Below are 25,676 nucleotides of genomic sequence, written 5' to 3' on the forward strand. Positions count from 1 at the left end.
TTTAATATTGAGCATTGCGTAAAAAATATCACTGGATACAGTATGGTACCCTTAACGTTTCTTCATAATAAAGTCACGCGCAGCCTTCCGCTGGTGCTGGCAGCCCTGTTCTTTGCTGGCTGTGGTACCCAGGCGCCCGATCAAAGTGCTGCCCATATGGAGGGCACAGCGCAGGCTGACTCCGGCTACTATCTGCACCAGATGGAGCAGAGCTCAGATGATACCCGGATCAACTGGCAATTACTCGCCATTCGTGCACTGCTGAAAGAGGGTAAAACCCAGCGTGCCGTCGAGCTGTTTAAGCAACTGCCGCAAACCTTGAGTGACCGTCAACGCTATGAGCAGTTCCTGTTGGCTGCGGAACTGAAAGTGGCGCAGAACGACATGGCCGGAGCGAAGAAGATCCTCGGGAATATCGACGTCAGCGTGCTGGATAAAAACCAGCAGGCGCGTTTCTGGCAGGCTGGCATTACTGCGGAACAGGGCCGCCCTTCCCTGACGCTGCTGCGGGCGCTGATCGCCCAGGAGCCGCTGCTCGCCGCCGCTGAAAAGCAGAAAAATATCGATGCCACCTGGCAGACGCTCTCCGCCATGAATCCCGATCAGGCCAATGCGCTGGTGATTAACGCCGACGAAAATGTCCTGCAGGGCTGGCTGGATCTGCAGCGCGTCTGGTTCGATAACCGCAACGATCCGAACATGCTGAAAGCCGGGATCAAAGACTGGCAGACCCGCTACCCGAACAACCCGGGGGGCAACCATGCTGCCCACGCAGCTGGTCAATGTGCAGAACTTCAAGCCGGCCTCCACCAGCAAAATCGCTCTGCTGCTGCCGCTGGATGGCCAGGCCGCCGTCTTTGGCCGCACTATCCAACAGGGTTTTGACGCGGCGAGAAATGGTACCGCTGCCGTCACGGGTAGCGCCGTTCCCGCCCAGGTCGCCCAGGCGGCTAACGCCGGTGACGTGGTGAGCCCGTCCAGTGTCGAAACCAACGACCTGACCACGACCCAGCCTGTCGTCGCACAGGAAGGCACAATGCAGGACCCGGTTCAGGCTCCTGAAACTACGCAACCTGTCGCTGCACCGGATAGCAGCGTCCAGGATCCAGCGCAGGCTCCTGCCGCCGCGCCAGCGCCTCAGGCCACGGCCAGCGCCAACCCGGCCGCCGAGGTGAAGGTGTATGACACCAGCGCCCAGCCGCTCGACCAGGTACTGAATCAGGTTCAGCAGGATGGTGCCAGCATCGTGGTGGGCCCGCTGCTGAAAAACAACGTGGAAGAGCTGATGAAGAGCAACACCACGCTGAACGTGCTGGCGCTGAACCAGCCGGAGCAGGTGCAGAATCGCCCGAACGTCTGCTACTTCGCCCTGTCGCCAGAAGATGAAGCCCGCGATGCCGCGCGCCATATCCACGAGCAAGGTAAGCAGGCCCCTCTGCTGCTGATCCCACGCAGCCAGCTGGGCGATCGCGTCGCTACCGCCTTTGCCCAGGAGTGGCAACAGCTCGGCGGCGGCATTGTTCTGCAGCAGAAATTTGGCTCAAGCACGGAACTGCGCGCGGGCGTTAACGGCGGCTCGGGCATCGCCCTGACCGGCAGCCCGGTCACCTCCAGCCTGCCACAGCAGCAGGGCGTGACCATTGGCGGCCTGACCATCCCGGCCCCGCCAACGGACGCGCAGATTAGCGGCGGCGGCAACGTCGATGCGGCTTACATCGTCGCCACCCCGGAAGAGATTGGCTTTATCAAACCGATGATCGCCATGCGTAACGGCAGCCAGGCTGGCGTGTCGCTGTATGCCAGCTCGCGTAGCGCGCAGGGCACCGCTGGCCCGGACTTCCGCCTCGAAATGGAAGGCCTGCAGTACAGCGAGATCCCGATGCTGGCAGGCAGCAACCCGGCGCTGATGCAGCAGGCGCTCAGCAGCGTACGTAACGACTACTCGCTGGCGCGTCTGTATGCCATGGGCGTGGACGCCTGGACGCTGGCAAACCATTTCACCCAGATGCGCCAGGTGCCCGGCTTTGAAATTAGCGGCAATACCGGCGATCTTACCGCCACTCAGGACTGCGTGATTAACAGGAAGTTATCATGGCTCAAATACCAGCAGGGACAGATCGTTCCGGCCAGTTAACCCGCAAACAGACCGGCGACGCGCGCGAGCTTCAGGCGCGTCGCTGGCTTGAGCGCAAAGGACTGCGCTTTATCGCCGCTAACGTTCGCGCGCGCGGCGGTGAAATTGACCTTATCATGCAGGACGGCCCGACCATCGTGTTCATTGAGGTGCGCTACCGCCAGTCATCCCGCTATGGCGGGGCCGCGGCCAGCGTGACCCGGGCCAAGCAACAAAAATTATTACTCACCGCCCAGTTGTGGCTTGTCCGGCATAATGGCAGCTTTGATACTGTGGATTGCCGGTTCGATGTGGTAGCCTTCACCGGAAACGCCATCGAATGGTTCAAAAACGCCTTCGGCGCAGACGCGTAAATCAGATCGTTAAGGGATACCGTGCTCGAAAGAATTAAGGTGTGCTTCACCGAAAGCATTCAGACTCAGATCGCAGCGGCAGAAGCGCTGCCGGACGCCATCTCCCGTGCGGCGATGACGCTGGTACAGTCTCTGCTCAACGGCAACAAAATCCTCTGTTGTGGCAACGGCACCTCGGCCGCCAACGCACAGCATTTTGCTGCCAGTATGATCAATCGTTTTGAGACAGAGCGCCCCAGTTTACCTGCCATTGCACTTAATACCGATAACGTGGTCTTAACGGCGATTGCCAACGATCGTCTCCATGATGAGATCTACGCCAAACAGGTACGTGCGTTAGGGCATGCCGGCGATGTACTGCTGGCTATCTCGACGCGCGGCAACAGCCGCGACATCGTCAAAGCCGTTGAAGCCGCCGTCACGCGCGACATGACCATCGTCGCCCTGACCGGTTACGATGGCGGCGAGCTGGCGGGGCTGTTAGGTCCTCATGATGTTGAGATCCGTATTCCTTCTCACCGCAGCGCGCGCATTCAGGAGATGCACATGCTGACGGTGAACTGTTTATGCGATCTGATCGATAACACGCTTTTCCCTCACCAGGATGATTAAGGAGTATACATGAAGGCATTTTCGCCCCTCGCAGTCCTTATTTCTGCGCTGCTGCTTCAGGGATGTGTGGCTGCAGCGGTAGTGGGTACCGCCGCAGTAAGCACCAAAGCCGCGACTGACCCGCGTTCCGTGGGCACACAGGTGGATGACAGCACTCTGGAGCTGCGCGTGAACAGCGCCCTGTCCAAAGACCAACAGATTAAGAAAGAAGCGCGCATCAACGTCACGGCTTACCAGGGCAAAGTCCTGCTGGCAGGCCAGGCACCCAATACTGAACTTGCCGCCCGTGCGAAGCAGATCGCCATGGGTGTAGAAGGCACCACTGAGGTGTTTAACGAAGTGCGTCAGGGTCAGCCGATTGGCCTGGGTGATGCATCCAACGACACCTGGATAACCACCAAAGTGCGCTCCCAGCTGTTGGGCAGCGATCAGGTGAAATCATCTAACGTAAAAGTGACCACCGAGAACGGCGAAGTGTTCCTGCTCGGCCTGGTCACCGACCGTGAAGGGAAAGCGGCGGCGGATATCGCCAGCCGGGTGAGCGGCGTGAAGCACGTCACCACCGCCTTTACCTACCTGAAGTAGTTCTCCCCGCCCTCTGCCATCGGCAGAGGGCCATCAGCCTCCCCCCTGCGCCATCTCCCTGAGCTTCGCTGACGGAATAATATTAACGCCGGCCGGTGACGCCCCCAGCGCCTCCTGCAGCATGACCTGCGCCACGTCCCGCGCGTCTATCGACTTCAGGTTGCCGGGCAACAGGCTGAACAGCGGCGCAAACAGCGACTCGCTGAAGCGATGCTTTTCCCGCTCACCCAGCAGCATCGACGGACGCACGATGGTCAGCCGCTCCCACTTCTGAGCGATCAAGGCCTCTTCCATTTTGCCTTTCACCTTGTTGTAGAAGAACGGCGAGTGCGCGTTGGCGCCCATGGCGCTCACCACCAGCAGATGCTTCGCCCCGAGCCGTTTGCCGGTCAGGGCCGTATCCACCACCAGGGTGTAGTCGGCATGGATAAAAGCCTCTTTGCTGCCCGCCTCACGCCGCGTGGTGCCCAGGCAGCAAAAGACGGTATCCACCGGATCCTGAACCTGCGCCAGCGCGTCGGTCAGCTGCGGATCGTGCGGATTAAAGACGCCCTCGATATCGCCCAGCGGGCGACGCGTCGGGGCGGCGATATAGTTAACCTTTCGCTCCTGAATAAGCATACGCAGCAGGTGCCCGCCCACCAGACCGGTCGCGCCGGTAATTAAAACCTGACTCATGACTCCTCCTTTGCAGATTAGTCCGTATGCGATTTCACATCCCTCAACCACACTTAGTAGTCTCATCGCTAAGTATCTACCACAAGCGAAGAAAAAGCTGTCTGAAGCCAAAACAACGGAGGAAGCATGAGCAAGAAAATTGCAGTCTTGATCACCGACGAGTTTGAAGATTCAGAATTCACCTCGCCTGCCGAGGCGTTTCGCAAGGCGGGGCATGAGGTGATTACAATCGAAAAACAGGCGGGAAAAACGGTGAAAGGCCATAAAGGCGAGGCCAGCGTTCCTATTGATAAGGCCATCGACGAGGTGCGGCCCGCAGATTTTGACGCTCTGCTGCTGCCCGGCGGCCACTCCCCGGACTCGCTGCGCAGCGACTCGCGCTTTGTGACTTTTACCAAAGACTTTGTCGCATCTGGTAAGCCGGTATTCGCCATCTGCCACGGCCCGCAGCTGCTGATCAGCGCCGAAGTGGTGCGTGGTCGCAAATTGACGGGCGTGAAATCGATCGCCATCGATCTGAAAAACGCCGGGGCGGATTTTCACGATCAGGAGGTGGTAGTCGATAAGGATCAGCTGGTCACCAGCCGGACGCCGGAAGATCTTATCGCCTTTAACCGTGAGGCGCTGCGCTTACTCGGCGCGTAACCAGTGATGTTTTTTGCCAAAGCCTAACGTGTTGTCAGTGAACTTGAGTTCATCCAGACGGATCTCCCATACGGGGGCTGGCATGGCGGCGGCAACCGGAAAGCGGCGAAGGTAGTGCTTACGCATCGCGTCGCTTTCCTCCCCCTCCAGACGACGGATCTCCCCTTTAAACTGCACGCCGCGGATCAAGGCCACGGTTTTCGGCTGTCCGTTGACGGTGCCCGCGACTCTGGCCTGCCTGCCGCTCATCTGCGCATGACGGGTTTTATCTTCGCTTAAGACGTAAAAGGCCACGCGCTGCGGGTCGTAATAGTAAAAGGCATTTGCGCACCACAGATCATCGTCCTGGTGAACGCACCAGGTGACGACGTGCTGCTTCGCCAGCCAGCGGTTGATGGCGGCCAGAGTTTCCATTTCGCTTCTCTCTCGTGCTAAGGTGCGTTCACCTTAACATACTGAATCTTTCGCCGTGTGCTGGTTTCTCTATCTCGTTCGAACCGCTGATAATACGCTCTATACGGGCATCACTACCGATGTCCCGCGCCGCTTCCTGCAACATCAAACCGGAAAAGGGGCGAAGGCGTTACGCGGCAAAGGGGAGCTGACGCTGGCGTTTTCCGCCGTCGTGGGGGATCGTTCGCTGGCGCTGCGGCTGGAATACCGGATCAAACAGCTGACGAAGCGCCAGAAAGAGCGCCTCGTCAGCGGAGACGGGACGTTTGAGGCGCTACGCGAGAGCCTGCAAACGCCGCTGATTAAAAGCGATTGAAGTGGTCGTGATACTCGACCAGACCGCTGACGCCGTTAAGGGCATCATCCGCCAGAGGGTGCAACTGGAAAGCCGATTCGGTGCCCGGCCAGCGGCAGCGCAGATCGTAATGCGCCGCTTTCTCGAAGCCTAAACGGCCGTAGAACGCCGGATCGCCCAGCGTGACCACCGCGGCATAGCCAAACTCATTGAGCGAATCCAGCCCTTCGTAGACCAGTTGACGGGCCAGGCCTTGCCCACGGTAGTTTTCATCCACCGCCAGCGGCGCCATACCGACCCACTGCAGCTCTTCGCCCTGCACGGTGACCGGGCTAAAGGCGACGTAGCCCACAACCTGACCCTCGTCGTCGGTAGCCACCAGGCCCAGGGTAATCAGGCCATCTTCACGAAGATCCTGAACCAGTTGCGCCTCACCGTCCCCTTCGAAGGTCCGGCGTAATAAGGAATCAATACCAGGGGCATCGATCCCAATCTCTACTCGAATCAACATGGCTCACCTACAGAAGTGTGTTTACTCTCCGGCGGCGTTTTCAAGCCCGCCTCGACAAAATCGGCCAGCTGCAGCAGCGCCACGCGCAGCGGCTTCGGCATCTGCTCCAGCTCAATAGCATCCATCAGATTTTTGACATACAGACCTAACTCGGTATCGCCTTCAATCACCAGACGGCGCTGGAAAAAGAGGGTGTCGGGATCCTGTTTACGCGCCGCGATCATCAGCAGATCGCTGGCGTCAGCGCTAAAGCTGACATCCGCTTCGGCGGATTCGCGTACCACCAGCTGTTCATTTTCGACGGAGGTGTACCAGCGCAGGCCAATATCCCGCACCTCAATACTTAACCAGCGCCCCTCCAGAAACTCCAGCTCGCCCTCCGCCAGCGCCTGGCGGAACTGCCAGCTTAGTACCTGCTCCAGCACCTGGCGCTTCAGCGCAAAGGGTGCCAGCTTCACCGGCACGCTCAGCAGCGATGGGCCAAATTGTACGAGACGTGAACGCAGTTTATCCAGCACGAGCAATACTCCCTGATATCTATAGTCCTGATATTTTGCCATATCCAGTTGTTGGTATAGCGGCGTAAATCAACAAACTGCCATCCGGCGTAATCCATTATTGGTGCCATCAATACGCCATTAGCTGCCTTAAATCAAAAATTGTCGCCGGGTGGTTAATTAAAATCGCTGCTCGATAACAATTTTGCATCTCTTCGGGGCTGCAAACGACAGGATAAATTATGGAGCTGCTCTGCCCTGCCGGAAATTTACCGGCGCTTAAGGCGGCCATCGAAAACGGCGCCGATGCGGTCTATATCGGGCTGAAGGACGATACCAATGCCCGTCACTTCGCTGGTCTCAATTTTACCGAGAAAAAGCTGCAGGAAGCGGTGAGCTTCGTGCACCAGCACCGCCGCAAGCTGCATATCGCCATCAATACCTTTGCCCACCCCGACGGCTATCAACGCTGGCAGCGTGCGGTGGATATGGCGGCACAGCTGGGCGCTGACGCGCTGATCCTTGCCGACCTCGCCATGCTGGAGTATGCCGCCGAACGCTATCCCCATATTGAGCGCCATGTCTCGGTTCAGGCCTCGGCGACCAACGAAGAGGCCATTCGCTTTTACCATCGCAACTTCGATGTGGCGCGCGTGGTACTGCCGCGTGTGCTTTCTATTCATCAGGTTAAGCAACTGGCGCGCGTCACGCCAGTGCCGCTGGAAGTTTTTGCTTTTGGCAGCCTTTGTATTATGGCCGAAGGACGCTGCTATCTCTCCTCCTACCTAACCGGTGAATCCCCTAATACCGTGGGCGCCTGCTCTCCGGCCCGCTTCGTGCGCTGGCAGCAAACGCCGCAGGGGCTGGAATCGCGTCTGAACGAGGTGCTGATCGACCGCTATCAGGATGATGAAAACGCCGGCTATCCGACGCTGTGTAAAGGCCGTTATCTGGTGGATGGCGAACGCTACCATGCGCTGGAAGAGCCCACCAGCCTCAACACCCTGGAGCTGCTGCCGGAGCTGCTGGCCGCCAATATTGCCTCGGTGAAAATCGAAGGCCGCCAGCGCAGCCCGGCGTACGTCAGCCAGGTGGCAAAAGTGTGGCGTCAGGCGATCGATCGCTGCATGGCGGATCCTAAACACTATGCTCCGCAACCTGCATGGATGGAGACCCTGGGCGCGATGTCCGAAGGTACCCAGACCACGCTGGGCGCGTATCACCGTAAATGGCAGTGAGATAACGCATGAAATATTCATTAGGACCGGTGCTCTACTACTGGTCAAAAGAGACGCTGGAAGATTTTTATCAGCAGGCGGCAACCAGCCAGGCCGACGTGATCTATCTCGGCGAGGCGGTGTGCAGCAAGCGTCGCGCCACCAAAGTGGGCGACTGGCTGGAGATGGCGAAGAGCCTGGCCGACAGCGGCAAGCAGGTGGTGCTCTCCACTCTGGCGCTGGTACAGGCTTCGTCTGAATTGAACGAGCTGAAACGCTACGTCGACAACGGCGAGTTTCTGCTGGAAGCCAGTGATTTGGGCGTGGTAAACCTGTGCGCCGAGCGCAAACTACCGTTTGTCGCCGGCCATGCGCTGAACTGCTATAACGCTGTCACCCTGCGCCTGCTGCTTAAACAGGGCATGACCCGCTGGTGTATGCCGGTGGAGCTTTCCCGCGACTGGCTGGTCAACATACTGGCGCAGTGCGACGAGCTGGGGATACGTAATCAGTTCGAGGTGGAGGTGTTGAGCTACGGCCATCTGCCGCTGGCGTACTCCGCCCGCTGCTTTACCGCGCGCTCCGAGAACCTGCCGAAAGACGAGTGCGAAACCTGCTGCATCAAATACCCGAACGGGCGCAGCATGCTGTCGCAGGAGAATCAGCAGGTGTTTGTCCTGAACGGTATTCAGACCATGAGCGGTTACGTTTACAACCTCGGCAACGAGCTGGCATCAATGCAGGGGCTGGTGGATATGGTGCGTCTGTCACCGCTGGGTCCGGAAACTTTTGCCGTGATTGACGCCTTCCGCGCCAACGAGAATGGCGCTGCCCCGCTGCCGCTGACCGCCAACAGCGAGTGCAACGGCTACTGGCGACGTCTGGCCGGCCTGGAGCTGCAGGCTTAAAAAAAGCTCACTTTGTTAACAACGTGTATTCATTTTTAATGCACTATTAAAAGATTCACCGTCGACAAAGTGAGCTGTTATGACTGTTAAATCCATTCCGTTTTCGGTGCTGGACCTGGCGCCGATCCCTGAAGGCTCCTCGGCAAGAGAAGCCTTTACCCACTCTCTGGATCTCGCCCGCCTGGCTGAACAGCGCGGCTATCATCGCTACTGGCTGGCGGAGCATCACAACATGGTCGGGATCGCCAGTGCGGCCACCTCGGTGCTGCTTGGCTATCTGGCGGCCAATACCACCACCCTGCATTTAGGCTCGGGCGGCGTGATGCTGCCTAACCACTCCCCGCTGGTGATTGCCGAACAGTTTGGCACGCTGAACACCCTCTACCCTGGCCGCATCGATCTGGGGCTGGGCCGTGCGCCGGGCAGCGATCAACCGACCATGCGCGCGCTGCGCCGCCATATGAGCGGCGATATCGACAACTTCCCGCGCGATGTGGCGGAGCTGGTGGACTGGTTCGACGCTCAGGATCCGAACCCGCAGGTACGTCCGGTGCCGGGCTATGGCGAACAGATCCCGGTCTGGCTGCTGGGCTCGAGCCTCTACAGCGCCCAGTTGGCCGCTCAGCTGGGGCTGCCATTTGCCTTTGCGTCGCACTTTGCGCCGGATATGCTGCATCAGGCGCTGCATCTCTATCGCACCAACTTCAAACCCTCCGCGCGGCTGGAAAAACCGTACGCAATGGTCTGTATCAACATCATTGCCGCCGACAGCAACCGCGATGCGGAATTCCTGTTCACCTCCATGCAGCAGGCGTTTATGAAGCTGCGCCGCGGCGAAACAGGTCAACTGCCGCCGCCGGTAGAAAACATGCATCAGCTGTGGTCCGCCTCAGAGCAGTATGGCGTCCAGCAGGCGCTGAGCATGTCGCTGGTGGGGGATAAAGCGAAAGTGCGCCACGGACTGGAAGCGGTGCTCCGCGAAACCCAGACCGACGAAATCATGGTGAACGGGCAGATTTTCGATCACCAGGCGCGGCTGCATTCGTTCGATCTGGCGATGCAGGTGAAAGAGGAGTTGGTGGGGTAGTTTTTTGCCGGATGGCGGCTTCGCCTTATCCGGCCTACGCGATCTTCGTAGGCCCGGTAAGCGTAGCGCCACCGGGCATTGTATTTAATGATAAACAGGCAGCAGATTAAAACTCGACAGCATGTGCACCAGCGCATTGCCAATCCCGAACACCAGAATCAGCGCAATCATCGGCTTGCCGCCCCAGACGCGGAATTTTGGGCTGCCGAAGCGTTTACGTGATTTACGCGCCAGCAGCGCCGGTACAATCGCCGCCCAGATGGTTGCCGCCAGCCCCGCATAGCCAATGGCATACAGGAAACCGTTCGGCCACAGCAGGCCACCGATCACCGGCGGCAGGAAGGTCAGCACCGCAGTTTTCAGACGGCCCATCGCCGAATCATCAAAGCCACAAAGATCGGCCAGATAGTCAAACAGCCCCAGGGTCACACCGAGGAAGGAGCTCGCCACGGCAAAGTTGGAGAAGATCACCAGCAGCAGATCCAAGCTGCGGCTATTCAGCACCCCACTCAGGGCCTGCACCAGCACATCAATGTTACCGCCCTTCTGCGCGATACCGATAAATTCCGGACGCGGGATGTTGCCCATCGTCCCCAGCAGCCAAATCACATACAGCCCCAGCGCCAGCAGCGTGCCGTAGACCAGGCAGCGGGTGATGGTGCGCGGATCTTTACCGTAGTACTTCATCAGGCTCGGCACGTTGCCGTGATAGCCAAACGACGCCAGACAGAATGGCAGGGTCATCAGCAGATACGGCGAGTATGAGGTATTGCTCTCCGCCACGTTAAACAACGTGGCAGGCGTAACGTGCCCCAGCAGGCTGCCGAAGGTCAGGAAAAAGGTGATGACCTTCGCGCCCAGCACAATGGCCGTCATCCGGCTGACCGCTTTGGTGCTCATCCAGACGATAAACGCCACGCCCATCGCGAAGCAGAGCCCCGCCAGCCGCGCCGGGACGTCCAGCGACATCTCCGAGAAGGTGTGATGCAGAATCGAACCGCTCGCCGAGATATAGGCGTAGGTCAGGATATAGAGCACAAAGGCAATAGAGATACCGTTGACGATGTTCCAGCGTTTGCCGAGCAGGTCGCGGGTGATGGTGTCGAAGCTCGAACCGATGCGGTAGTTGAGGTTAGCTTCGAGGATCATCAGGCCGGAGTGCAGCATACAGAACCAGGTGAAGACCAGTGCCGCCAGCGACCAGAAGAACCACGCCCCGGACATCACCACCGGCAGAGAGAACATCCCTGCGCCGATAATGGTACCGCCGATGATCACCACGCCGCCGAGCAGTGAGGGTGACGTTTGGGTGGTGGTTAGTGTCGCCATACAGCCTATTCTCCAGTCAAAAATTTGGGACCTGCATCTTAATGTGCTGCACTGTACCAGTACAATAGTACAAAGGGAATAAAAAAAAGCCCCGATATCGCTATCGGGGCTGTATATATTACTTTACGACTGAAGCGTAAGGCTTACGCGTCACGACGACGGGTAGGTGCACCGCCATCTTCGCGACGTGGGCCACGGCTTTCGCGACGTTCACCGCTGAAACGACCTGCACCTGGTGCAGCGCCTTCACGACGAGGACCACGGTTTTCACGACGCTCACCGCCACCGAAACCACGACCAGCAGGACGATCGCCCTCACGACGCGGACCGCGGTCCGGACGCGGCTGAGCATCACCCAGCAGCTGCATGTTCATCGGCTTGTTCAGGATGCGGGTACGGGTAAAGTGCTGCAGCACGTCGCCCGGCATACCTTTTGGCAGCTCGATGGTGGAGTGAGTACCGAACAGCTTGATGTTACCGATGTAACGGCTGCTGATGTCGCCTTCGTTAGCGATCGCGCCAACGATATGACGAACTTCAACACCATCATCACGGCCCACTTCAATGCGGTACAGTTCCATTTCGCCAGCGTCACGACGTTCGCGACGTGGACGGTCTTCACCACCACGCTCTGGACGGTCGCTACGTGGGCCACGGTCGTTGCGGTCATTACGGTCGCCACGACGTTCGAAACGATCGTCACGGTCACGGAATTCACGCTTAGGACGCATCGGTGCATCTGGTGGCACGATCAGAGAACGTTCACCCTGAGCCATCTTCAGCAGAGCGGCAGCCAGCGTTTCGATATCCAGCTCTTCGCCTTCAGCGGTTGGCTGGATCTGCGCCAGCAGCGCACGGTACTGATCCAGATCGCTGCTTTCCAGCTGCTGCTGTACTTTCGCGGCGAATTTTTCCAGACGGCGTTTGCCCAGCAGATCTGCATTAGGCAGGTCGGCTTCCGGAATGGTCAGCTTCATGGTGCGTTCGATGTTACGCAGCAGACGACGCTCGCGGTTCTCAACGAACAGCAGCGCACGACCCGCACGACCTGCACGACCGGTACGGCCGATACGGTGAACGTAAGACTCGGAGTCCATCGGGATGTCATAGTTAACAACCAGGCTGATACGCTCAACGTCCAGACCACGTGCTGCCACGTCGGTTGCAATCAGGATATCCAGACGACCGTCTTTCAGACGCTCCAGAGTCTGCTCACGCAGGGCCTGGTTCATGTCGCCGTTCAGCGCTGCGCTGTTGTAGCCGCTACGCTCCAGGGCTTCAGCCACTTCCAGGGTCGCGTTTTTGGTACGAACGAAGATGATCGCCGCATCAAAATCTTCTGCTTCCAGGAAACGAACCAGCGCTTCATTTTTACGCATGCCGTATACAGACCAGTAGCTCTGGCTGATGTCCGGGCGAGTGGTGACGCTGGACTGGATACGCACTTCCTGCGGATCCTTCATGAAGCGACGGGTAATACGACGGATCGCTTCCGGCATCGTTGCAGAGAACAGAGCGGTCTGATGACCTTCCGGGATCTGCGCCATGATAGTTTCTACGTCTTCGATGAAGCCCATGCGGAGCATTTCGTCAGCTTCATCCAGTACCAGACCGCTCAGTTTAGAGAGATCCAGCGTACCGCGTTTCAGGTGATCCAGCAGACGACCCGGCGTACCGACGACGATCTGTGGGCCCTGACGCAGGGCGCGTAACTGCACGTCATAACGCTGGCCGCCGTACAGAGCAACCACGTTTACGCCGCGCATATGTTTAGAGAATTCAGTCATCGCTTCCGCAACCTGAACAGCCAGTTCACGGGTCGGAGCGAGAACGAGGATCTGCGGTGCACGCAGGTCCGGATCGATGTTGTTCAGCAGCGGCAGCGAGAACGCTGCAGTTTTACCGCTACCAGTCTGGGCCATGCCCAGCACGTCACGACCAGAGAGCAGATGTGGGATACATTCTGCCTGGATCGGAGATGGTTTTTCGTAACCCAGATCGTTAAGGGATTCAAGGATAGGAGCCTTCAGGCCCAGATCTGCAAAAGTGGTTTCGAATTCAGCCATGTAGTACGAGTGCCTCAATGTCAATGGCGGCCAGTCTACATAACTCATCGTGAAAATTTTCGGTAATTTTCATTGAAAGTGTGAACCGGCTCAAAGTAGGTGTATTGACGAACAACAACGCCCTCACCCGTTAAGATGATGGCAATCAAAAAATGATTACGGGCTGATGTTATGTCGTCAGCTATTGCTGGTCCGATTCTGCCAGGTCGTCGTGCTCCTGGCCCAAGAGCGATAATTCCAACAATGCATAACGGTGCTCAACGTAGTTGTGGACGTTGTTAGCGACCGCTAATTTGAACAGTGCCGTGGCGCTGTCCATATCCCCCAGACTTAGGTAGTACTTACCTAAATAGAAGTTGGTTTCACTGAGATGCTCAGCGAGCGAGGTGTTATCCGTTGCGTCTGCCTTAAGCCTTTCCATCAGCGTTGCTTCGCTGATGTTGCCCAGGTAGAACTCGACAATATTCCATCCCCACTGTGCCTTGTCCGATTTGTCGAAGCGTTGCTTTAACGCGTCTTTGGCCTGCTTCGCATCGAGCTTCTGCTCGACAAGGTAAAGCCACAGGCTACGGAAAGGGTCGTTAGGATCGTCTTGATAAAACGCCAGCAGATCATCTTGCGCTAACTTGTCACGACCGCCGTAATACAGGGCGATTCCGCGATTCAAGTGCGCGTAGTTGTAAGTTGGATCAAGCTCAAGTACAGAATCAAACGCTTCATAGGCAGCATCAAAATTGCCTGCCTGCGTTAAATAAATGCCTAAGTAGTTGAATACTTCCGGCATATCCGGTCGGATCGCCAGCGCTTGTGAAAAATCATTTCGCGCCAGTGCCCTCAGACCGAGACTATCATACAACACTCCGCGCTCATATAAAAGCTGTGCGCGTTCGTCATCGGTTAAAGCCCGACTGGCAAGAATTTGTTCCATGCGTGCCAGAATCACTTCCTGCTGCAAAGTCGGTTGCAGTGGCACTGCGAGGACTTCACTTTTACGCCAGGCAGAGTTGCTGCATCCTGCCAGCGTCAAAGCTGTCGCAACGAAACACCAGCGCAGAAAAGGCTTCATTTCCCACTCCCGAAGACAACAATTGGATGAACGTCCTGTCCCCCGGCGGCTTAACAAGGCGTCCTGCCTGATAATAAGCCCCCCCGCTTACGCGGAGGGCAAACGGCAACCTTACTCGCCCTGTTCTGCTGCCGGAGCTTCCGGTGCAGCGGCAGATGACTGCTCGGTGGCTTCTTTGATGCTCAGACGGATACGGCCCTGGCGGTCAACTTCCAGAACTTTAACCGGAACTTCCTGACCCATCTGTAGGTAATCGGTCACTTTCTCAACGCGCTTGTCAGCGATCTGAGAGATGTGAACCAGACCTTCTTTACCGCCACCGATGGCAACGAATGCGCCAAAGTCAACGATACGGGTCACTTTACCGCTGTAGATACGGCCCACTTCGATCTCTGCGGTGATCTCTTCGATACGACGGATAGCGAATTTCGCTTTCTCACCGTCGGTCGCTGCGATCTTCACAGTACCGTCATCTTCGATTTCGATGGTGGTGCCGGTCTCTTCGGTCAGAGCACGGATAACAGAACCGCCTTTACCGATAACGTCTTTGATCTTGTCCGGGCTGATCTTGATGGTGTGGATACGTGGTGCGAACTGAGAAATGTCGCCACGTGGCGCGTTAATCGCCTGTTCCATCACGCTCAGGATGTGCAGACGTGCACCTTTCGCCTGGTTCAGCGCAGCATGCATGATCTCTTTGGTGATGCCTTCAATTTTGATATCCATCTGCAGGGCAGAGATACCTTCGCGGGAACCCGCAACTTTGAAGTCCATATCACCCAGGTGATCTTCGTCGCCCAGGATGTCAGACAGAACAACGTAGTTGTCGCCTTCTTTCACCAGACCCATCGCGATACCCGCAACGGCTGCTTTCACAGGAACACCCGCGTCCATCAGTGCCAGAGAAGCACCACACACGGAAGCCATAGAAGAAGAACCGTTAGATTCGGTGATTTCAGAAACCACGCGAACGGTGTACGGGAATTTGTCAGCATCTGGCATAACCGCCAGAACGCCGCGCTTCGCCAGACGACCGTGACCAATTTCACGACGCTTAGGCGAACCCACCATACCGGTCTCACCAACGGAGTACGGAGGGAAGTTGTAGTGGAACAGGAAGCTGTCAGTGCGCTCGCCCATCAGTTCGTCGATGTTCTGTGCGTCACGGGCAGTACCCAGGGTCGCGGTAACCAGCGCCTGAGTTTCACCACGGGTGAACAGTGCGGAACCGTGAGTACGTGGCAGAACGCCAGTACGCACATCCAGACCACGGATCATGTCTTTTTCACGGCCATCGATACGCGGCTCGCCTGCCAGAACGCGGCTACGAACAACGTTTTTCTCGATAGCGTGCAGAATTTCGCTCAGCTCGTTAGCGTCCAGGGACTCATCTTCTGCAACCAGCGTAGCGATGGTTTCAGATTTAATGACGTCAACCTGAGCATAACGCTCCTGCTTGTCGGTGATGCGGTAAGCATCGCTCAGACGTGATTCAGCCTGGGCAGCAACGCGAGCGTTCAGCGCTTCGTTAACCGCTTCTGGCTGCCAGTCCCAACGTGGTTTACCGGCTTCTTTCACCAGGTCGTTGATGTTCTGGATAACGATCTGCTGCTGCTCGTGGCCAAACACCACCGCGCCCAGCATCTGGTCTTCGCTCAGCAGTTCTGCTTCGGATTCAACCATCAGTACTGCCGCTTCTGTACCCGCAACAACCAGGTCCAGCTTGCTCTCTTTCAGCTCGTCCTGAGTTGGGTTCAGAACGTACTGGTCGTTGATGTAACCAACGCGTGCAGAACCGATTGGGCCGTTGAATGGAATACCAGACAGGGACAGGGCTGCAGATGCGCCGATCATCGCCACGATGTCCGGGTTAACCTGTGGGTTAACGGAAACAACGGTCGCGATAACCTGAACTTCGTTAACGAAGCCTTCCGGGAACAGCGGGCGAACCGGGCGGTCAATCAGACGCGCAATCAGGGTTTCGCCTTCGCTTGGACGGCCTTCACGACGGAAGAAACCACCCGGGATTTTACCGGCAGCGTAGGTACGCTCCTGGTAGTTAACGGTCAGAGGGAAGAAGTCCTGACCTGGTTTTGCTTTTTTCTGGCCAACCACGGTTACGAATACCGCGGTGTCATCCATGCTTACCATAACGGCAGCAGTAGCCTGACGCGCCATCATGCCGGTTTCCAGCGTGACGGTGTGCTGACCGTACTGGAATTTACGAACGATCGGATTCAGCAAGATTCTGTCCTTTCTTAAATGAATGACAGCACACCAGAGGCGTGCTGACGTTTAACCGGACCTTCTTCGCATCCTCGCGACTAATGACAACCGACACCCCCATGGGTGAAGCCTCTCATTAGCCGCGCGAACCTCTGCAATGAAGATCATTTATAGCAACAATACATTAGTTTCCAGTGAATTGCTGCGGTCTGGTTGAAAAAAGGGGCCATAAGGCCCCCTTTTCTGAAACTCGCAAGACTTAGCGACGCAGGCCCAGACGCTCGATCAGCGCGGTGTAGCGTGCAACATCTTTACGTTTCAGGTAGTCGAGCAGTTTACGACGCTGAGAAACCATGCGCAGCAGACCACGACGGCTGTGGTGATCTTTTTTTGTGCTCTGCAAAGTGACCCTGCAGGTGGTTAATCTGTGCAGTCAGCAGTGCAACCTGAACTTCGGTAGAACCGCTGTCGTTAGCATCACGACCAAACTCAGAAACGATTTTAGCTTTAGCTTCAACGCTTAGAGACATTTTAAAACTCCAAAGTATAAAGAATGAAAGGATGCCGATCTCTAATTCAGCTATCCCATGTATAACGCTTGCCAATTGTTAAACAATTCACCAGACGTTAAGCGGCAATATTCTACCCGCCTCCCCTGCTTATCGCAAGGTAAGGCGTCAGCTTATGCCGGATATTCGACCACCAGACGGCGCGGTGCAACACGTCCTTCGTCGTCAATTTCACCCATGCCGATGAAGGTATTGTTATCGCCTTCCGTAACGCGAACCAGCCCCTGATGAGGGACGTCAGTGGTGCGCACCGGATTGCCGTTTTTGAAGTAAACGGACGAGGTTAACGGCAGATTGACGACCGGATAGTCCGAAGCTGGACTGTCCATCGGCATCAGCAGTGGGTCCAGCAGGTCTGCAGCCTCAATACCCTGCTCCTGAGCCTGCTCAACCAGCGCCTGCAGCTGCTCCAGCGTCACCATCCGTTCTGCCGGGTATTTACTTACCGCCAGACGACGCAGGTAAATCACGTGTGCGCCACAGCCCAACTTCTCACCCAGATCGTCAATGATGGTACGGATGTAAGTGCCTTTTGAGCAGTGAACTTCCAGCTCCAGTTCATCACCTTCGTGGCGAATGAACAGCAGCTCGTACACCGTAATCGGGCGGGCTTCGCGCGGCACGTCGATACCCTGGCGCGCATACTCGTAGAGTTTTTTGCCCTGGTATTTCAGTGCTGAATACATCGACGGCACCTGCTCGGTGTCGCCGCGGAAACTCTCCAGTGCCGCCTCAAGCTGTTCAGCACTGAACGTTACCGGACGCTCTTCCACGACCTGACCATCCGCATCGGAGGTATCCGTGCGCTGGCCCAGCTTTGCAATCACGCGGTAGCGTTTGTCAGAATCCAGCAGATACTGGGAAAACTTCGTCGCTTCACCCAGGCAAACCGGCAGCATGCCGGTCGCCAGCGGATCCAACGCACCGGTATGACCGGCACGGTTAGCATTGTAGAGACGTTTTACTTTTTGCAGCACGTCGTTGCTGGAAGCACCCTGGTGCTTGTCCAGCAGCAGCACGCCGTGCACGTCGCGACCGCGACGACGAGGACGACTCATCAGTCCTCCTTTTTATCGTCCGGGTTCACACGACGCTCATCATCCTGCTTCACCACGCTGGTGACCAGGTTGGACATGCGCATCCCTTCAACCAGTGAGTTGTCATAGAAGAAGGTCAGTTCCGGCACGATACGCAGGCGCATGGCTTTGCCCAGCAGAGAGCGGATAAAACCAGAGGCGTCCTGCAGGGCTTTGATGCCCAGCTTAACTGCGGCTTCATCCTGATCGTTCAGGAAGGTCACAAACACTTTGGCATAGGCCAGATCGCGGGACACTTCAACACCGGATACCGTCGTCATCATGCCCAGGCGTGGGTCTTTAATTTCGCGCTGCAGGATGATTGCGATCTCTTTTTGCATCTCCTGAGCAACGCGCTGTGGGCGACCAAATTCTTTCGCCATAATAAATTCTCCAGACAAAAAAGGGGCTCTTAGCCCCTTTTTGATAATTCTTGCCGGGTGGCGCGAGGCGATCCCGGCTTACATGTGGACTCATCCGCAGGGGATTAGTCGATGCTGCGTTGGATCTCGATGATCTCGAACACTTCGATCATATCGCCTACGCGAACGTCGTTGTAGTTCTTCACGCCGATACCACATTCCATGCCGTTACGGACTTCGTTAACGTCATCTTTGAAGCGGCGCAGGGATTCCAGCTCGCCTTCATAGATAACCACGTTGTCACGCAGGACGCGGATTGGGTTGTGACGCTTGATGTTACCTTCGGTAACCATACAGCCCGCGATAGCACCGAATTTCGGTGATTTGAACACGTCACGTACTTCAGCCAGACCGATGATCTGCTGTTTCAGTTCCGGAGACAGCATACCGCTCATCGCCGCTTTCACTTCGTCGATCAGGTGATAGATGACGGAGTAGTAACGCAGATCCAGGCTTTCCGATTCGATCACGCGACGCGCAGAAGCATCGGCACGGACGTTGAAGCCAACCAGAATTGCGTTGGAGGCTGCGGCCAGGGTTGCGTCGGTTTCGGTGATCCCACCTACGCCAGAACCGATGATCTTCACTTTCACTTCGTCGGTAGACAGTTTCAGTAAAGAGTCGGAGATCGCTTCCACAGAACCCTGAACGTCTGCCTTCAGAACGACGTTCACTTCGTGAACTTCGCCTTCGGTCATGTTGGCAAACATGTTCTCGAGTTTAGATTTCTGCTGGCGAGCCAGTTTAACTTCACGGAATTTGCCCTGACGGTACAGCGCAACTTCACGCGCTTTCTTCTCGTCACGAACAACGGTCACTTCATCACCGGCAGCCGGAACACCGGACAGACCCAGGATTTCCACAGGAATGGATGGACCTGCTTCCAGCACTTCACGACCCAGTTCGTCACGCATTGCACGAACACGGCCATATTCGAAGCCACACAGCACGATGTCGCCTTTGTTCAGGGTACCTTCACGTACCAGAACGGTAGCAACCGGGCCACGACCTTTATCCAGGAAGGATTCGATCACCGCACCGCTCGCCATACCATTGCGAACCGCTTTCAGCTCCAGAACTTCAGCCTGCAGCAGGATAGCGTTCAGCAGGTCATCGATACCGGTACCCACTTTTGCAGAAACCGGGATGAACTGAGACTCACCGCCCCACTCTTCCGGCATAACGCCGTACTGGGACAGTTCGTTTTTAACGCGATCCATATCCGCTTCTGGCTTATCGATTTTGTTCACTGCAACAACCAGAGGCACCTGCGCCGCTTTCGCGTGCTGGATAGCTTCGATTGTCTGCGGCATCACGCCATCGTCTGCTGCCACCACCAGAACAACGATATCCGTTGCCTGCGCACCACGAGCACGCATAGAGGTAAACGCGGCGTGGCCCGGGGTATCCAGGAAGGTGATCATGCCGTTATCGGTTTCTACGTGGTAGGCACCGATGTGCTGGGTAATGCCGCCTGCTTCGCCGGATGCCACTTTCGTGGAACGAATGTAGTCCAGCAGAGAGGTTTTACCGTGGTCAACGTGACCCATGATGGTCACAACCGGTGCACGTGGTTCAGCAGCTGCGCCAGTGTCACGGTCGCTCATTACCGCTTCTTCCAGCTCGTTTTCACGACGCAGGATAACTTTGTGGCCCATCTCTTCGGCAACCAGCTGTGCGGTTTCCTGATCGATAACCTGGTTGATGGTCGCCATGGCGCCCAGCTTCATCATCGCTTTGATGACCTGAGAACCTTTAACGGCCATCTTGTTCGCCAGATCGCCAACGGTGATGGTTTCGCCAATGATTACGTCACGGTTAACGGCCTGAGCTGGCTTCTGGAAGCCTTGCTGCAGCGCGGAACCTTTACGCTTGCCACCTTTACCACCGCGACCCGCTGCACGCGCTTCTTCGCGATCGGCTTTGGATTCAGCGTGTTTGTTGCCTTTCTTCTGAGGACGGGCAGTTTTGGATGCGGTGCGGGTACGGCCACGGCCACCCTCAACTTCGCGATCGTTTTCGTCTTCTGCCTGACGCGCGTGCTGAGAAGTGGTTACGTGGTAATCACTGGTGTCTTCAGTCTGTTCGACAGGATTAACACCATTCTTCTCGTTTTCTTCTGCCATACGGCGCGCTTCTTCAGCAACACGACGTGCGTCTTCTTCCAGCTTACGGCGTGCTTCTTCTTCCGCTTTACGCTTCAGTTCAGCAGCTTCATTTTCACGACGGGCTTTTTCCGTCTGGGCTGTTTTGGTCATTTCGTCAGTCTGTTGATTGCTCACTTTGTCTTTTTCCGCCGCGTCACGCTTCGCTTTATCACTGGCATCGCGCTTCGCTTTTTCTGCGGCCTCACGTTCAGCTTTTAATTCTGCCTCACGTTTGGCAGTTGCTTCTGCCTCACGCTGAGCTTGTTCTTCCGCTTCACGCTGTGCCTGCTCTTCCGCGGCAAGGCGTTCTGCCTCTTGCGGATCACGTTTTACAAAGGTGCGCGTCTTGCGGACTTCGATTTGTACCGATTTGCTTTTTCCACCGGTACCTGGAACATTTAACGTACTGCGCGTTTTACGCTGTAACGTCAGTTTATCAGGCGCCGAACCGTGTTCACGGTTCAGGTGCGACAATAAGGTTTGTTTCTCTTGCGCGGTCACTGAGTCATCAGCGGACTTCGGGATCCCTGCATCAGCAAATTGCTGTACCAGGCGGTCCACGGAAGTCTGAATCTCAGCAGCCAGCGTTTTTACAGTTACATCAGTCATGCTGTTCCTTCCTGCTACAGTTTATTACGCTTCGTCGCCGAACCAGCAAATATTACGTGCGGCCATGATGAGCTCGCCGGCTTTCTCGTCGGTTAAACCTTCGATATCAGCCAGGTCATCAACGCCTTGTTCAGCGAGATCTTCCAGCGTACAAACACCACGGGCAGCCAGCTTGAACGCAATCGCACGATCAAGACCTTCCAGATTCAGCAGGTCATCAGCCGGCTTGTTATCACCAAGGCTTTCTTCCTGAGCCAGTGCCAGGGTGGTCAGTGCGTTTTTAGCGCGGTCACGCAGGGCTTCAACGGTGGCTTCATCCAGGCCGTCAATTTCCAGCAGTTCTTTCATTGGCACGTAGGCCAGTTCTTCCAGCGTTGAGAAACCTTCTTCAACCAGAACGGTGGCGAAGTCTTCGTCAATGTCCAGGTACTTAGTGAAGGTATCAATGGCTGCATGGGCTTCTGCCTGATGCTTCGCCTGCAGGTCGTCAACGGTCATCACGTTGAGTTCCCAACCGCTCAGCTGCGAAGCCAGGCGGACGTTCTGACCGTTACGGCCGATAGCCTGTGCCAGGTTACCTGCTTCAACGGCAATATCCATGGTGTGCTTGTCTTCGTCTACCACGATAGACGCAACATCAGCCGGTGCCATCGCGTTAATCACGAACTGCGCCGGGTTGTCGTCCCACAGAACGATATCAATACGCTCGCCGCCCAGTTCAGTCGAAACTGCCTGAACGCGCGCGCCACGCATACCGACGCAAGCCCCTACCGGATCGATACGCTTGTCGTTGGTTTTCACCGCGATTTTCGCACGGGAACCCGGATCGCGGGCAGCGGCTTTAATCTCGATCACTTCTTCGCCAATTTCTGGCACTTCAATGCGGAACAGTTCGATCAGCATTTCAGGTTTAGAACGGGTCACGAACAGCTGTGCGCCACGCGCTTCTGGACGTACTGAGTACAGTACGCCGCGGATGCGGTCACCCGGACGGAAGTTTTCGCGCGGCAGCATATCTTCACGCAGAATAACCGCTTCGGCGTTGCTACCCAGATCCAGGGAGATATTGTCGCGGTTAACTTTTTTCACCACGCCGGTAATGATCTCACCTTCGTGCTCGCGGAACTGGTCAACGACCATCGCGCGCTCAGCTTCACGTACTTTCTGGACGATAACCTGTTTAGCAGTCTGGGTGGTGATACGGTCGAAGGTCACGGATTCAATCTGATCTTCAACGTAATCGTCGATGTTCAGGCTTTCGTCTTCAAAACGTGCCGCTTCCAGAGTGATCTCTTTCGTTGGCTGAGTGACTTCCTCAACGATAATCCAACGACGGAAAGTATCGAAGTCGCCGCTTTTACGATCGATTTCAACGCGGACATCGATCTCTTGCTCGTATTTTTTCTTGGTTGCCGTAGCCAGTGCACTTTCCAGCGCTTCAAAAATCTTCTCGCGCGGCAGTGATTTTTCGTTGGAAACGGCTTCAACAACAGCCAAAATTTCTTTGTTCATCGCGGGCTTTTCACCTCATCCAGACTGTTAAAAGTGGGGAACCAGGTTCGCCTTCTGGATATTACTCAGCGCGAACACTTCATCTTTGCCTTCGACTGTTACTGTGATCATCTCACCATCAACGGCCTTAATAACGCCCTGCCATTTACGGCGGTTTTGTACAGCCATACGCAGAACGAGAGCCGCTTCTTCACCAATGTAGTGAGTGTAGTGTTCAGCAGTGAACAGCGGGCGATGCAGACCAGGCGAGGAAACTTCCAGGTTATAGGCGACGGTAATAGGATCTTCAACATCAAGAACCGCACTCACCTGGTGGCTAACATCAGCACAATCATCAACATTGATGCCATCTTCACTATCAATATAGATGCGCAGCGTGGATGTACGGCTGCGAATGAATTCGATGCCGACCAGTTCGTAGCCCAGTGCTTCGACTGGTGCCTTAATCATCTCTGTTAATTTTTGGTCTAATGTGGACAAGCCCACCCCCAAGACGTAAAAAAAGGGCATAAAGCCCAGTTATTCTGTAGTCAGATAACAAAAAAACCCCGATAAATCGGGGCTTTAGATAACTGAACCCTATAGCCACAACAGTGGCCTGGAGCACTTTCAAAAAGAATTTTTTCAAATCCAGCTACGAAGGCGCTAAGTCTTCACAGTATATTTGAAAAAGGACTTTATAGGAAAGTGGTTGCGGGGGCCGGATTTGAACCGACGACCTTCGGGTTATGAGCCCGACGAGCTACCAGGCTGCTCCACCCCGCGCCTGAAACGTGGCAAATTCTACTCGCTGTGGGTAAAAAATGCAAATAATGCTGGGATTTGGTACCGAGGACGGGACGTAAAATCGGCGTACAGTATATTGATAGTAGACGCCGCCTGTCAACCCTGTGAACCGCAGCGATTCAGGCGGGAAATTTTTACAAAAAATACACGAATCACTTTCGGTACTTGCCAAAAGATGATTAAATGAAAACTCACTTATTCTGCATAAAAATGCATTTAGGGTGAAAGCGATCACTCATCAGTCAATCAAGCAGGGTTTTATTTTATGACGACGATTCTCAAGCATCTTCCGCAAGGACAACGTATTGGCATCGCTTTTTCAGGCGGCCTGGATACCAGCGCTGCACTGCTGTGGATGCGCCAGAAGGGAGCGGTTCCTTATGCATATACTGCGAACCTGGGTCAGCCGGATGAGGACGATTATGATGCGATCCCTCGTCGTGCCATGGAGTACGGTGCAGAGAACGCACGCCTGATTGACTGCCGTAAGCAGCTGGTTGCCGAAGGTATCGCTGCTATTCAGTGCGGCGCATTCCATAACACCACCGGCGGCCTGACCTATTTCAACACCACTCCGCTGGGCCGTGCTGTTACCGGCACCATGCTGGTTGCCGCCATGAAAGACGATGGCGTCAACATCTGGGGTGATGGCAGTACCTATAAAGGCAACGACATCGAGCGTTTCTACCGTTACGGCCTGTTGACCAACGCTGAACTGCAGATCTACAAGCCATGGCTGGATACTGACTTCATCGACGAGCTCGGCGGCCGTCACGAAATGTCCGAATTTATGATCGCCTGTGGCTTCGACTACAAAATGTCGGTCGAGAAAGCTTACTCAACCGACTCAAACATGCTGGGTGCAACGCACGAAGCAAAAGACCTGGAATTCCTGAACTCCAGCGTGAAGATCGTTAACCCGATCATGGGCGTTAAGTTCTGGGACGAAAACGTCAAAATCCAGGCGGAAGAAGTGACCGTGCGTTTTGAACGCGGCCACCCGGTTGCCCTGAACGGTCAGACCTTCTCTGACGATGTGGAACTGATGCTGGAAGCCAACCGCATCGGCGGCCGTCACGGCCTGGGCATGAGCGATCAGATTGAAAACCGTATCATCGAAGCGAAAAGCCGCGGCATCTACGAAGCCCCGGGGATGGCGCTGCTGCACATCGCATACGAGCGTCTGCTGACCGGTATTCACAACGAAGACACCATCGAACAGTATCACTCTCATGGCCGCCAGCTGGGTAAACTGCTGTATCAGGGTCGCTGGTTCGATCCACAGGCACTGATGCTGCGTGATGCTCTGCAGCGTTGGGTAGCAAGCGCCATCACCGGTGAAGTAACCCTCGAACTGCGTCGCGGTAACGACTACTCGATTCTGAACACCGTGTCTGACAACCTGACCTACCAGGCAGAACGTCTGACCATGGAAAAAGGCGAGTCCGTTTTCTCTCCGGACGATCGTATTGGTCAGCTGACCATGCGCAACCTGGATATCACCGATACCCGCGCCAAGCTGTTCACCTATACCGAGAACGGTCTGCTCTCCGTATCAACAGGTAACGGTCTGCCGCAGGTCGAGAACCTGGAAAACAGCGATAAGCAGTAATCATCACTGTACCGAATGCAAAAGGCGCCTGAGGGCGCCTTTTTTTAATGCCTGTCCTTGCGCTTTTCGTAGGCCCGGCAAGCACCGCGCCGCCGGGCAAAACTGGCGGGTGGCGCTGCGCTTACCCGCCCTACAAAATCACAAACTACAGACGAAAAAAAAGACGTCTTGCGACGTCTTTTCTTCGGAATATTGGTACTGAGGATGGGACTCGAACCCACAAGCCCGTTAGGGCACTACCACCTCAAGGTAGCGTGTCTACCAATTCCACCACCTCAGCA

21 protein-coding genes, 2 tRNA genes and 3 pseudogenes are annotated in these 25,676 nt (G+C 55.9%); 10 read left to right on the plus strand and 16 right to left on the minus strand.

Annotation, left to right across the window (positions count from 1 at the left end; genetic code table 11):
* Positions 1-42 precede the first annotated feature (42 nt).
* The 4 genes and pseudogenes from AAHB66_RS20665 (at position 43) to dolP (ending at position 3,684) form a co-directional block, all read left to right on the plus strand.
* Positions 43-2,134, plus strand: a pseudogene (locus AAHB66_RS20665) (penicillin-binding protein activator).
* Positions 2,092-2,487, plus strand: coding sequence for a YraN family protein (locus AAHB66_RS20670; protein ID WP_347114368.1), 396 nt, complete (start codon positions 2,092-2,094; stop codon positions 2,485-2,487). Before AAHB66_RS20665 ends, AAHB66_RS20670 begins: the two are co-directional and overlap by 43 nt.
* A 21-nt stretch (positions 2,488-2,508) precedes the next feature.
* Positions 2,509-3,099, plus strand: a complete 591-nt coding sequence (gene diaA / locus AAHB66_RS20675) for a DnaA initiator-associating protein DiaA (RefSeq protein WP_032614385.1) — start codon at positions 2,509-2,511, stop codon at positions 3,097-3,099.
* A gap of 9 nt (positions 3,100-3,108) precedes the next feature.
* On the plus strand, positions 3,109-3,684 hold the full coding sequence (gene dolP, locus AAHB66_RS20680) for a division/outer membrane stress-associated lipid-binding lipoprotein (protein ID WP_347114369.1): 576 nt from the start codon (positions 3,109-3,111) through the stop codon (positions 3,682-3,684).
* Positions 3,685-3,717: 33 nt separating this feature from the next.
* Here dolP and AAHB66_RS20685 read toward each other — a convergent pair whose 3' ends face one another.
* Positions 3,718-4,362 carry an NAD(P)H-binding protein gene (locus AAHB66_RS20685; protein WP_347114370.1) on the minus strand — a complete coding sequence of 215 codons (645 nt, stop codon included), beginning with the start codon at positions 4,360-4,362 and terminating at the stop codon, positions 3,718-3,720.
* A 126-nt stretch (positions 4,363-4,488) separates the two neighbouring features.
* On the opposite strand from AAHB66_RS20685, the gene AAHB66_RS20690 reads away from it, so the two are divergent.
* Complete coding sequence (locus tag AAHB66_RS20690; protein WP_347114371.1) at positions 4,489-5,007, plus strand: type 1 glutamine amidotransferase domain-containing protein; 519 nt, start codon at positions 4,489-4,491, stop codon at positions 5,005-5,007.
* On the opposite strand, the gene AAHB66_RS20695 is transcribed toward AAHB66_RS20690, so the two are convergent.
* A complete protein-coding gene (locus AAHB66_RS20695) occupies positions 4,993-5,421 on the minus strand; it encodes a YhbP family protein (protein WP_347114372.1) in 429 nt (142 codons plus the stop codon). The two genes, AAHB66_RS20690 and AAHB66_RS20695, sit on opposite strands and share 15 nt — an antisense overlap.
* 14 nt (positions 5,422-5,435) lie before the next feature.
* Here AAHB66_RS20695 and AAHB66_RS20700 point away from each other — a divergent pair.
* Positions 5,436-5,776, plus strand: a pseudogene (locus AAHB66_RS20700) (GIY-YIG nuclease family protein).
* Here the strand turns inward: AAHB66_RS20700 and AAHB66_RS20705 are convergent.
* Together AAHB66_RS20705 and AAHB66_RS20710 are read right to left on the minus strand one after the other, a co-directional pair.
* Positions 5,763-6,266 (minus strand): N-acetyltransferase, encoded by a 504-nt coding sequence (locus AAHB66_RS20705; protein WP_347114373.1) that lies wholly within the window; start codon positions 6,264-6,266, stop codon positions 5,763-5,765. The pseudogene AAHB66_RS20700 and the gene AAHB66_RS20705 sit on opposite strands and share 14 nt — an antisense overlap.
* Entirely contained in the window at positions 6,260-6,784 is a 525-nt protein-coding gene (locus AAHB66_RS20710) for an SCP2 domain-containing protein (protein ID WP_059307117.1), read from the minus strand. Before AAHB66_RS20710 ends, AAHB66_RS20705 begins: the two co-directional genes overlap by 7 nt.
* 221 nt (positions 6,785-7,005) lie before the next feature.
* On the opposite strand from AAHB66_RS20710, the gene AAHB66_RS20715 reads away from it, so the two are divergent.
* The 3 genes from AAHB66_RS20715 (at position 7,006) to AAHB66_RS20725 (ending at position 9,975) form a co-directional block, all read left to right on the plus strand.
* The gene (locus AAHB66_RS20715; protein WP_337017636.1) at positions 7,006-8,001 is read left to right on the plus strand and encodes a peptidase U32 family protein; all 996 of its coding nucleotides are present in this window, start codon (positions 7,006-7,008) and stop codon (positions 7,999-8,001) included.
* An 8-nt stretch (positions 8,002-8,009) separates the two neighbouring features.
* Complete coding sequence (locus AAHB66_RS20720; RefSeq protein WP_347114374.1) at positions 8,010-8,888, plus strand: U32 family peptidase; 879 nt, start codon at positions 8,010-8,012, stop codon at positions 8,886-8,888.
* 79 nt (positions 8,889-8,967) lie between these two features.
* Entirely contained in the window at positions 8,968-9,975 is a 1,008-nt protein-coding gene (locus AAHB66_RS20725; protein WP_347114376.1) for a luciferase-like monooxygenase, read from the plus strand.
* Positions 9,976-10,059: 84 nt separating this feature from the next.
* Here the strand turns inward: AAHB66_RS20725 and mtr are convergent, their stop codons facing one another.
* The 11 genes and pseudogenes from mtr to AAHB66_RS20780 form a co-directional block, all read right to left on the minus strand.
* The gene (gene mtr / locus AAHB66_RS20730; protein ID WP_347114377.1) at positions 10,060-11,304 is read right to left on the minus strand and encodes a tryptophan permease; all 1,245 of its coding nucleotides are present in this window, start codon (positions 11,302-11,304) and stop codon (positions 10,060-10,062) included.
* Between the two features lie 143 nt (positions 11,305-11,447).
* On the minus strand, positions 11,448-13,370 hold the full coding sequence (locus tag AAHB66_RS20735; protein WP_347114378.1) for a DEAD/DEAH family ATP-dependent RNA helicase: 1,923 nt from the start codon (positions 13,368-13,370) through the stop codon (positions 11,448-11,450).
* Between the two features lie 181 nt (positions 13,371-13,551).
* Positions 13,552-14,436, minus strand: coding sequence for a lipoprotein NlpI (gene nlpI / locus AAHB66_RS20740; protein ID WP_347114379.1), 885 nt, complete (start codon positions 14,434-14,436; stop codon positions 13,552-13,554).
* 111 nt (positions 14,437-14,547) lie between these two features.
* Entirely contained in the window at positions 14,548-16,680 is a 2,133-nt protein-coding gene (pnp, locus tag AAHB66_RS20745) for a polyribonucleotide nucleotidyltransferase (protein WP_142487233.1), read from the minus strand.
* A gap of 241 nt (positions 16,681-16,921) precedes the next feature.
* A pseudogene (gene rpsO / locus AAHB66_RS20750) lies at positions 16,922-17,192 on the minus strand (30S ribosomal protein S15).
* Positions 17,193-17,344: 152 nt separating this feature from the next.
* Positions 17,345-18,289, minus strand: a complete 945-nt coding sequence (gene truB / locus AAHB66_RS20755) for a tRNA pseudouridine(55) synthase TruB (RefSeq protein WP_347114380.1) — start codon at positions 18,287-18,289, stop codon at positions 17,345-17,347.
* Positions 18,289-18,690, minus strand: a complete 402-nt coding sequence (gene rbfA, locus AAHB66_RS20760) for a 30S ribosome-binding factor RbfA (RefSeq protein WP_039031654.1) — start codon at positions 18,688-18,690, stop codon at positions 18,289-18,291. The genes truB and rbfA overlap by 1 nt, the downstream gene beginning before the upstream one ends.
* Before the next feature lie 104 nt (positions 18,691-18,794).
* The gene (gene infB, locus AAHB66_RS20765) at positions 18,795-21,485 is read right to left on the minus strand and encodes a translation initiation factor IF-2 (RefSeq protein ID WP_142487235.1); all 2,691 of its coding nucleotides are present in this window, start codon (positions 21,483-21,485) and stop codon (positions 18,795-18,797) included.
* Positions 21,486-21,509: 24 nt separating this feature from the next.
* On the minus strand, positions 21,510-22,997 hold the full coding sequence (gene nusA, locus AAHB66_RS20770) for a transcription termination factor NusA (protein ID WP_347114381.1): 1,488 nt from the start codon (positions 22,995-22,997) through the stop codon (positions 21,510-21,512).
* Between the two features lie 27 nt (positions 22,998-23,024).
* Positions 23,025-23,477 (minus strand): ribosome maturation factor RimP, encoded by a 453-nt coding sequence (rimP, locus tag AAHB66_RS20775; protein ID WP_142487237.1) that lies wholly within the window; start codon positions 23,475-23,477, stop codon positions 23,025-23,027.
* A gap of 208 nt (positions 23,478-23,685) precedes the next feature.
* Positions 23,686-23,762: transfer RNA gene (locus tag AAHB66_RS20780), tRNA-Met, on the minus strand.
* A 286-nt stretch (positions 23,763-24,048) separates the two neighbouring features.
* Here AAHB66_RS20780 and argG point away from each other — a divergent pair.
* Positions 24,049-25,395, plus strand: a complete 1,347-nt coding sequence (gene argG, locus AAHB66_RS20785; protein ID WP_142487238.1) for an argininosuccinate synthase — start codon at positions 24,049-24,051, stop codon at positions 25,393-25,395.
* A gap of 193 nt (positions 25,396-25,588) precedes the next feature.
* On the opposite strand, the gene AAHB66_RS20790 is transcribed toward argG, so the two are convergent.
* Positions 25,589-25,675, minus strand: a tRNA-Leu gene (locus AAHB66_RS20790).
* Position 25,676 lies beyond the last annotated feature (1 nt).

It is taken from the genome of Leclercia sp. S52 (assembly GCF_039727615.1).
GTDB classification, from domain to species: domain Bacteria; phylum Pseudomonadota; class Gammaproteobacteria; order Enterobacterales; family Enterobacteriaceae; genus Enterobacter; species Enterobacter adecarboxylatus_B.

Bases quoted from the DNA above. Each gene is read 5' to 3' on its own strand.
- AAHB66_RS20670 (WP_347114368.1), top strand. From the start codon at position 2,092: ATGGCTCAAATACCAGCAGGGACAGATCGTTCCGGCCAGTTAACCCGC.
- dolP (WP_347114369.1), top strand. From the start codon at position 3,109: ATGAAGGCATTTTCGCCCCTCGCAGTCCTTATTTCTGCGCTGCTGCTT.
- AAHB66_RS20685 (WP_347114370.1), bottom strand. From the start codon at position 4,362: ATGAGTCAGGTTTTAATTACCGGCGCGACCGGTCTGGTGGGCGGGCAC.
- AAHB66_RS20690 (WP_347114371.1), top strand. From the start codon at position 4,489: ATGAGCAAGAAAATTGCAGTCTTGATCACCGACGAGTTTGAAGATTCA.
- AAHB66_RS20695 (WP_347114372.1), bottom strand. From the start codon at position 5,421: ATGGAAACTCTGGCCGCCATCAACCGCTGGCTGGCGAAGCAGCACGTC.
- AAHB66_RS20705 (WP_347114373.1), bottom strand. From the start codon at position 6,266: ATGTTGATTCGAGTAGAGATTGGGATCGATGCCCCTGGTATTGATTCC.
- AAHB66_RS20715 (WP_337017636.1), top strand. From the start codon at position 7,006: ATGGAGCTGCTCTGCCCTGCCGGAAATTTACCGGCGCTTAAGGCGGCC.
- AAHB66_RS20720 (WP_347114374.1), top strand. From the start codon at position 8,010: ATGAAATATTCATTAGGACCGGTGCTCTACTACTGGTCAAAAGAGACG.
- AAHB66_RS20725 (WP_347114376.1), top strand. From the start codon at position 8,968: ATGACTGTTAAATCCATTCCGTTTTCGGTGCTGGACCTGGCGCCGATC.
- mtr (WP_347114377.1), bottom strand. From the start codon at position 11,304: ATGGCGACACTAACCACCACCCAAACGTCACCCTCACTGCTCGGCGGC.
- AAHB66_RS20735 (WP_347114378.1), bottom strand. From the start codon at position 13,370: ATGGCTGAATTCGAAACCACTTTTGCAGATCTGGGCCTGAAGGCTCCT.
- nlpI (WP_347114379.1), bottom strand. From the start codon at position 14,436: ATGAAGCCTTTTCTGCGCTGGTGTTTCGTTGCGACAGCTTTGACGCTG.
- truB (WP_347114380.1), bottom strand. From the start codon at position 18,289: ATGAGTCGTCCTCGTCGTCGCGGTCGCGACGTGCACGGCGTGCTGCTG.
- rbfA (WP_039031654.1), bottom strand. From the start codon at position 18,690: ATGGCGAAAGAATTTGGTCGCCCACAGCGCGTTGCTCAGGAGATGCAA.
- infB (WP_142487235.1), bottom strand. From the start codon at position 21,485: ATGACTGATGTAACTGTAAAAACGCTGGCTGCTGAGATTCAGACTTCC.
- nusA (WP_347114381.1), bottom strand. From the start codon at position 22,997: ATGAACAAAGAAATTTTGGCTGTTGTTGAAGCCGTTTCCAACGAAAAA.
- argG (WP_142487238.1), top strand. From the start codon at position 24,049: ATGACGACGATTCTCAAGCATCTTCCGCAAGGACAACGTATTGGCATC.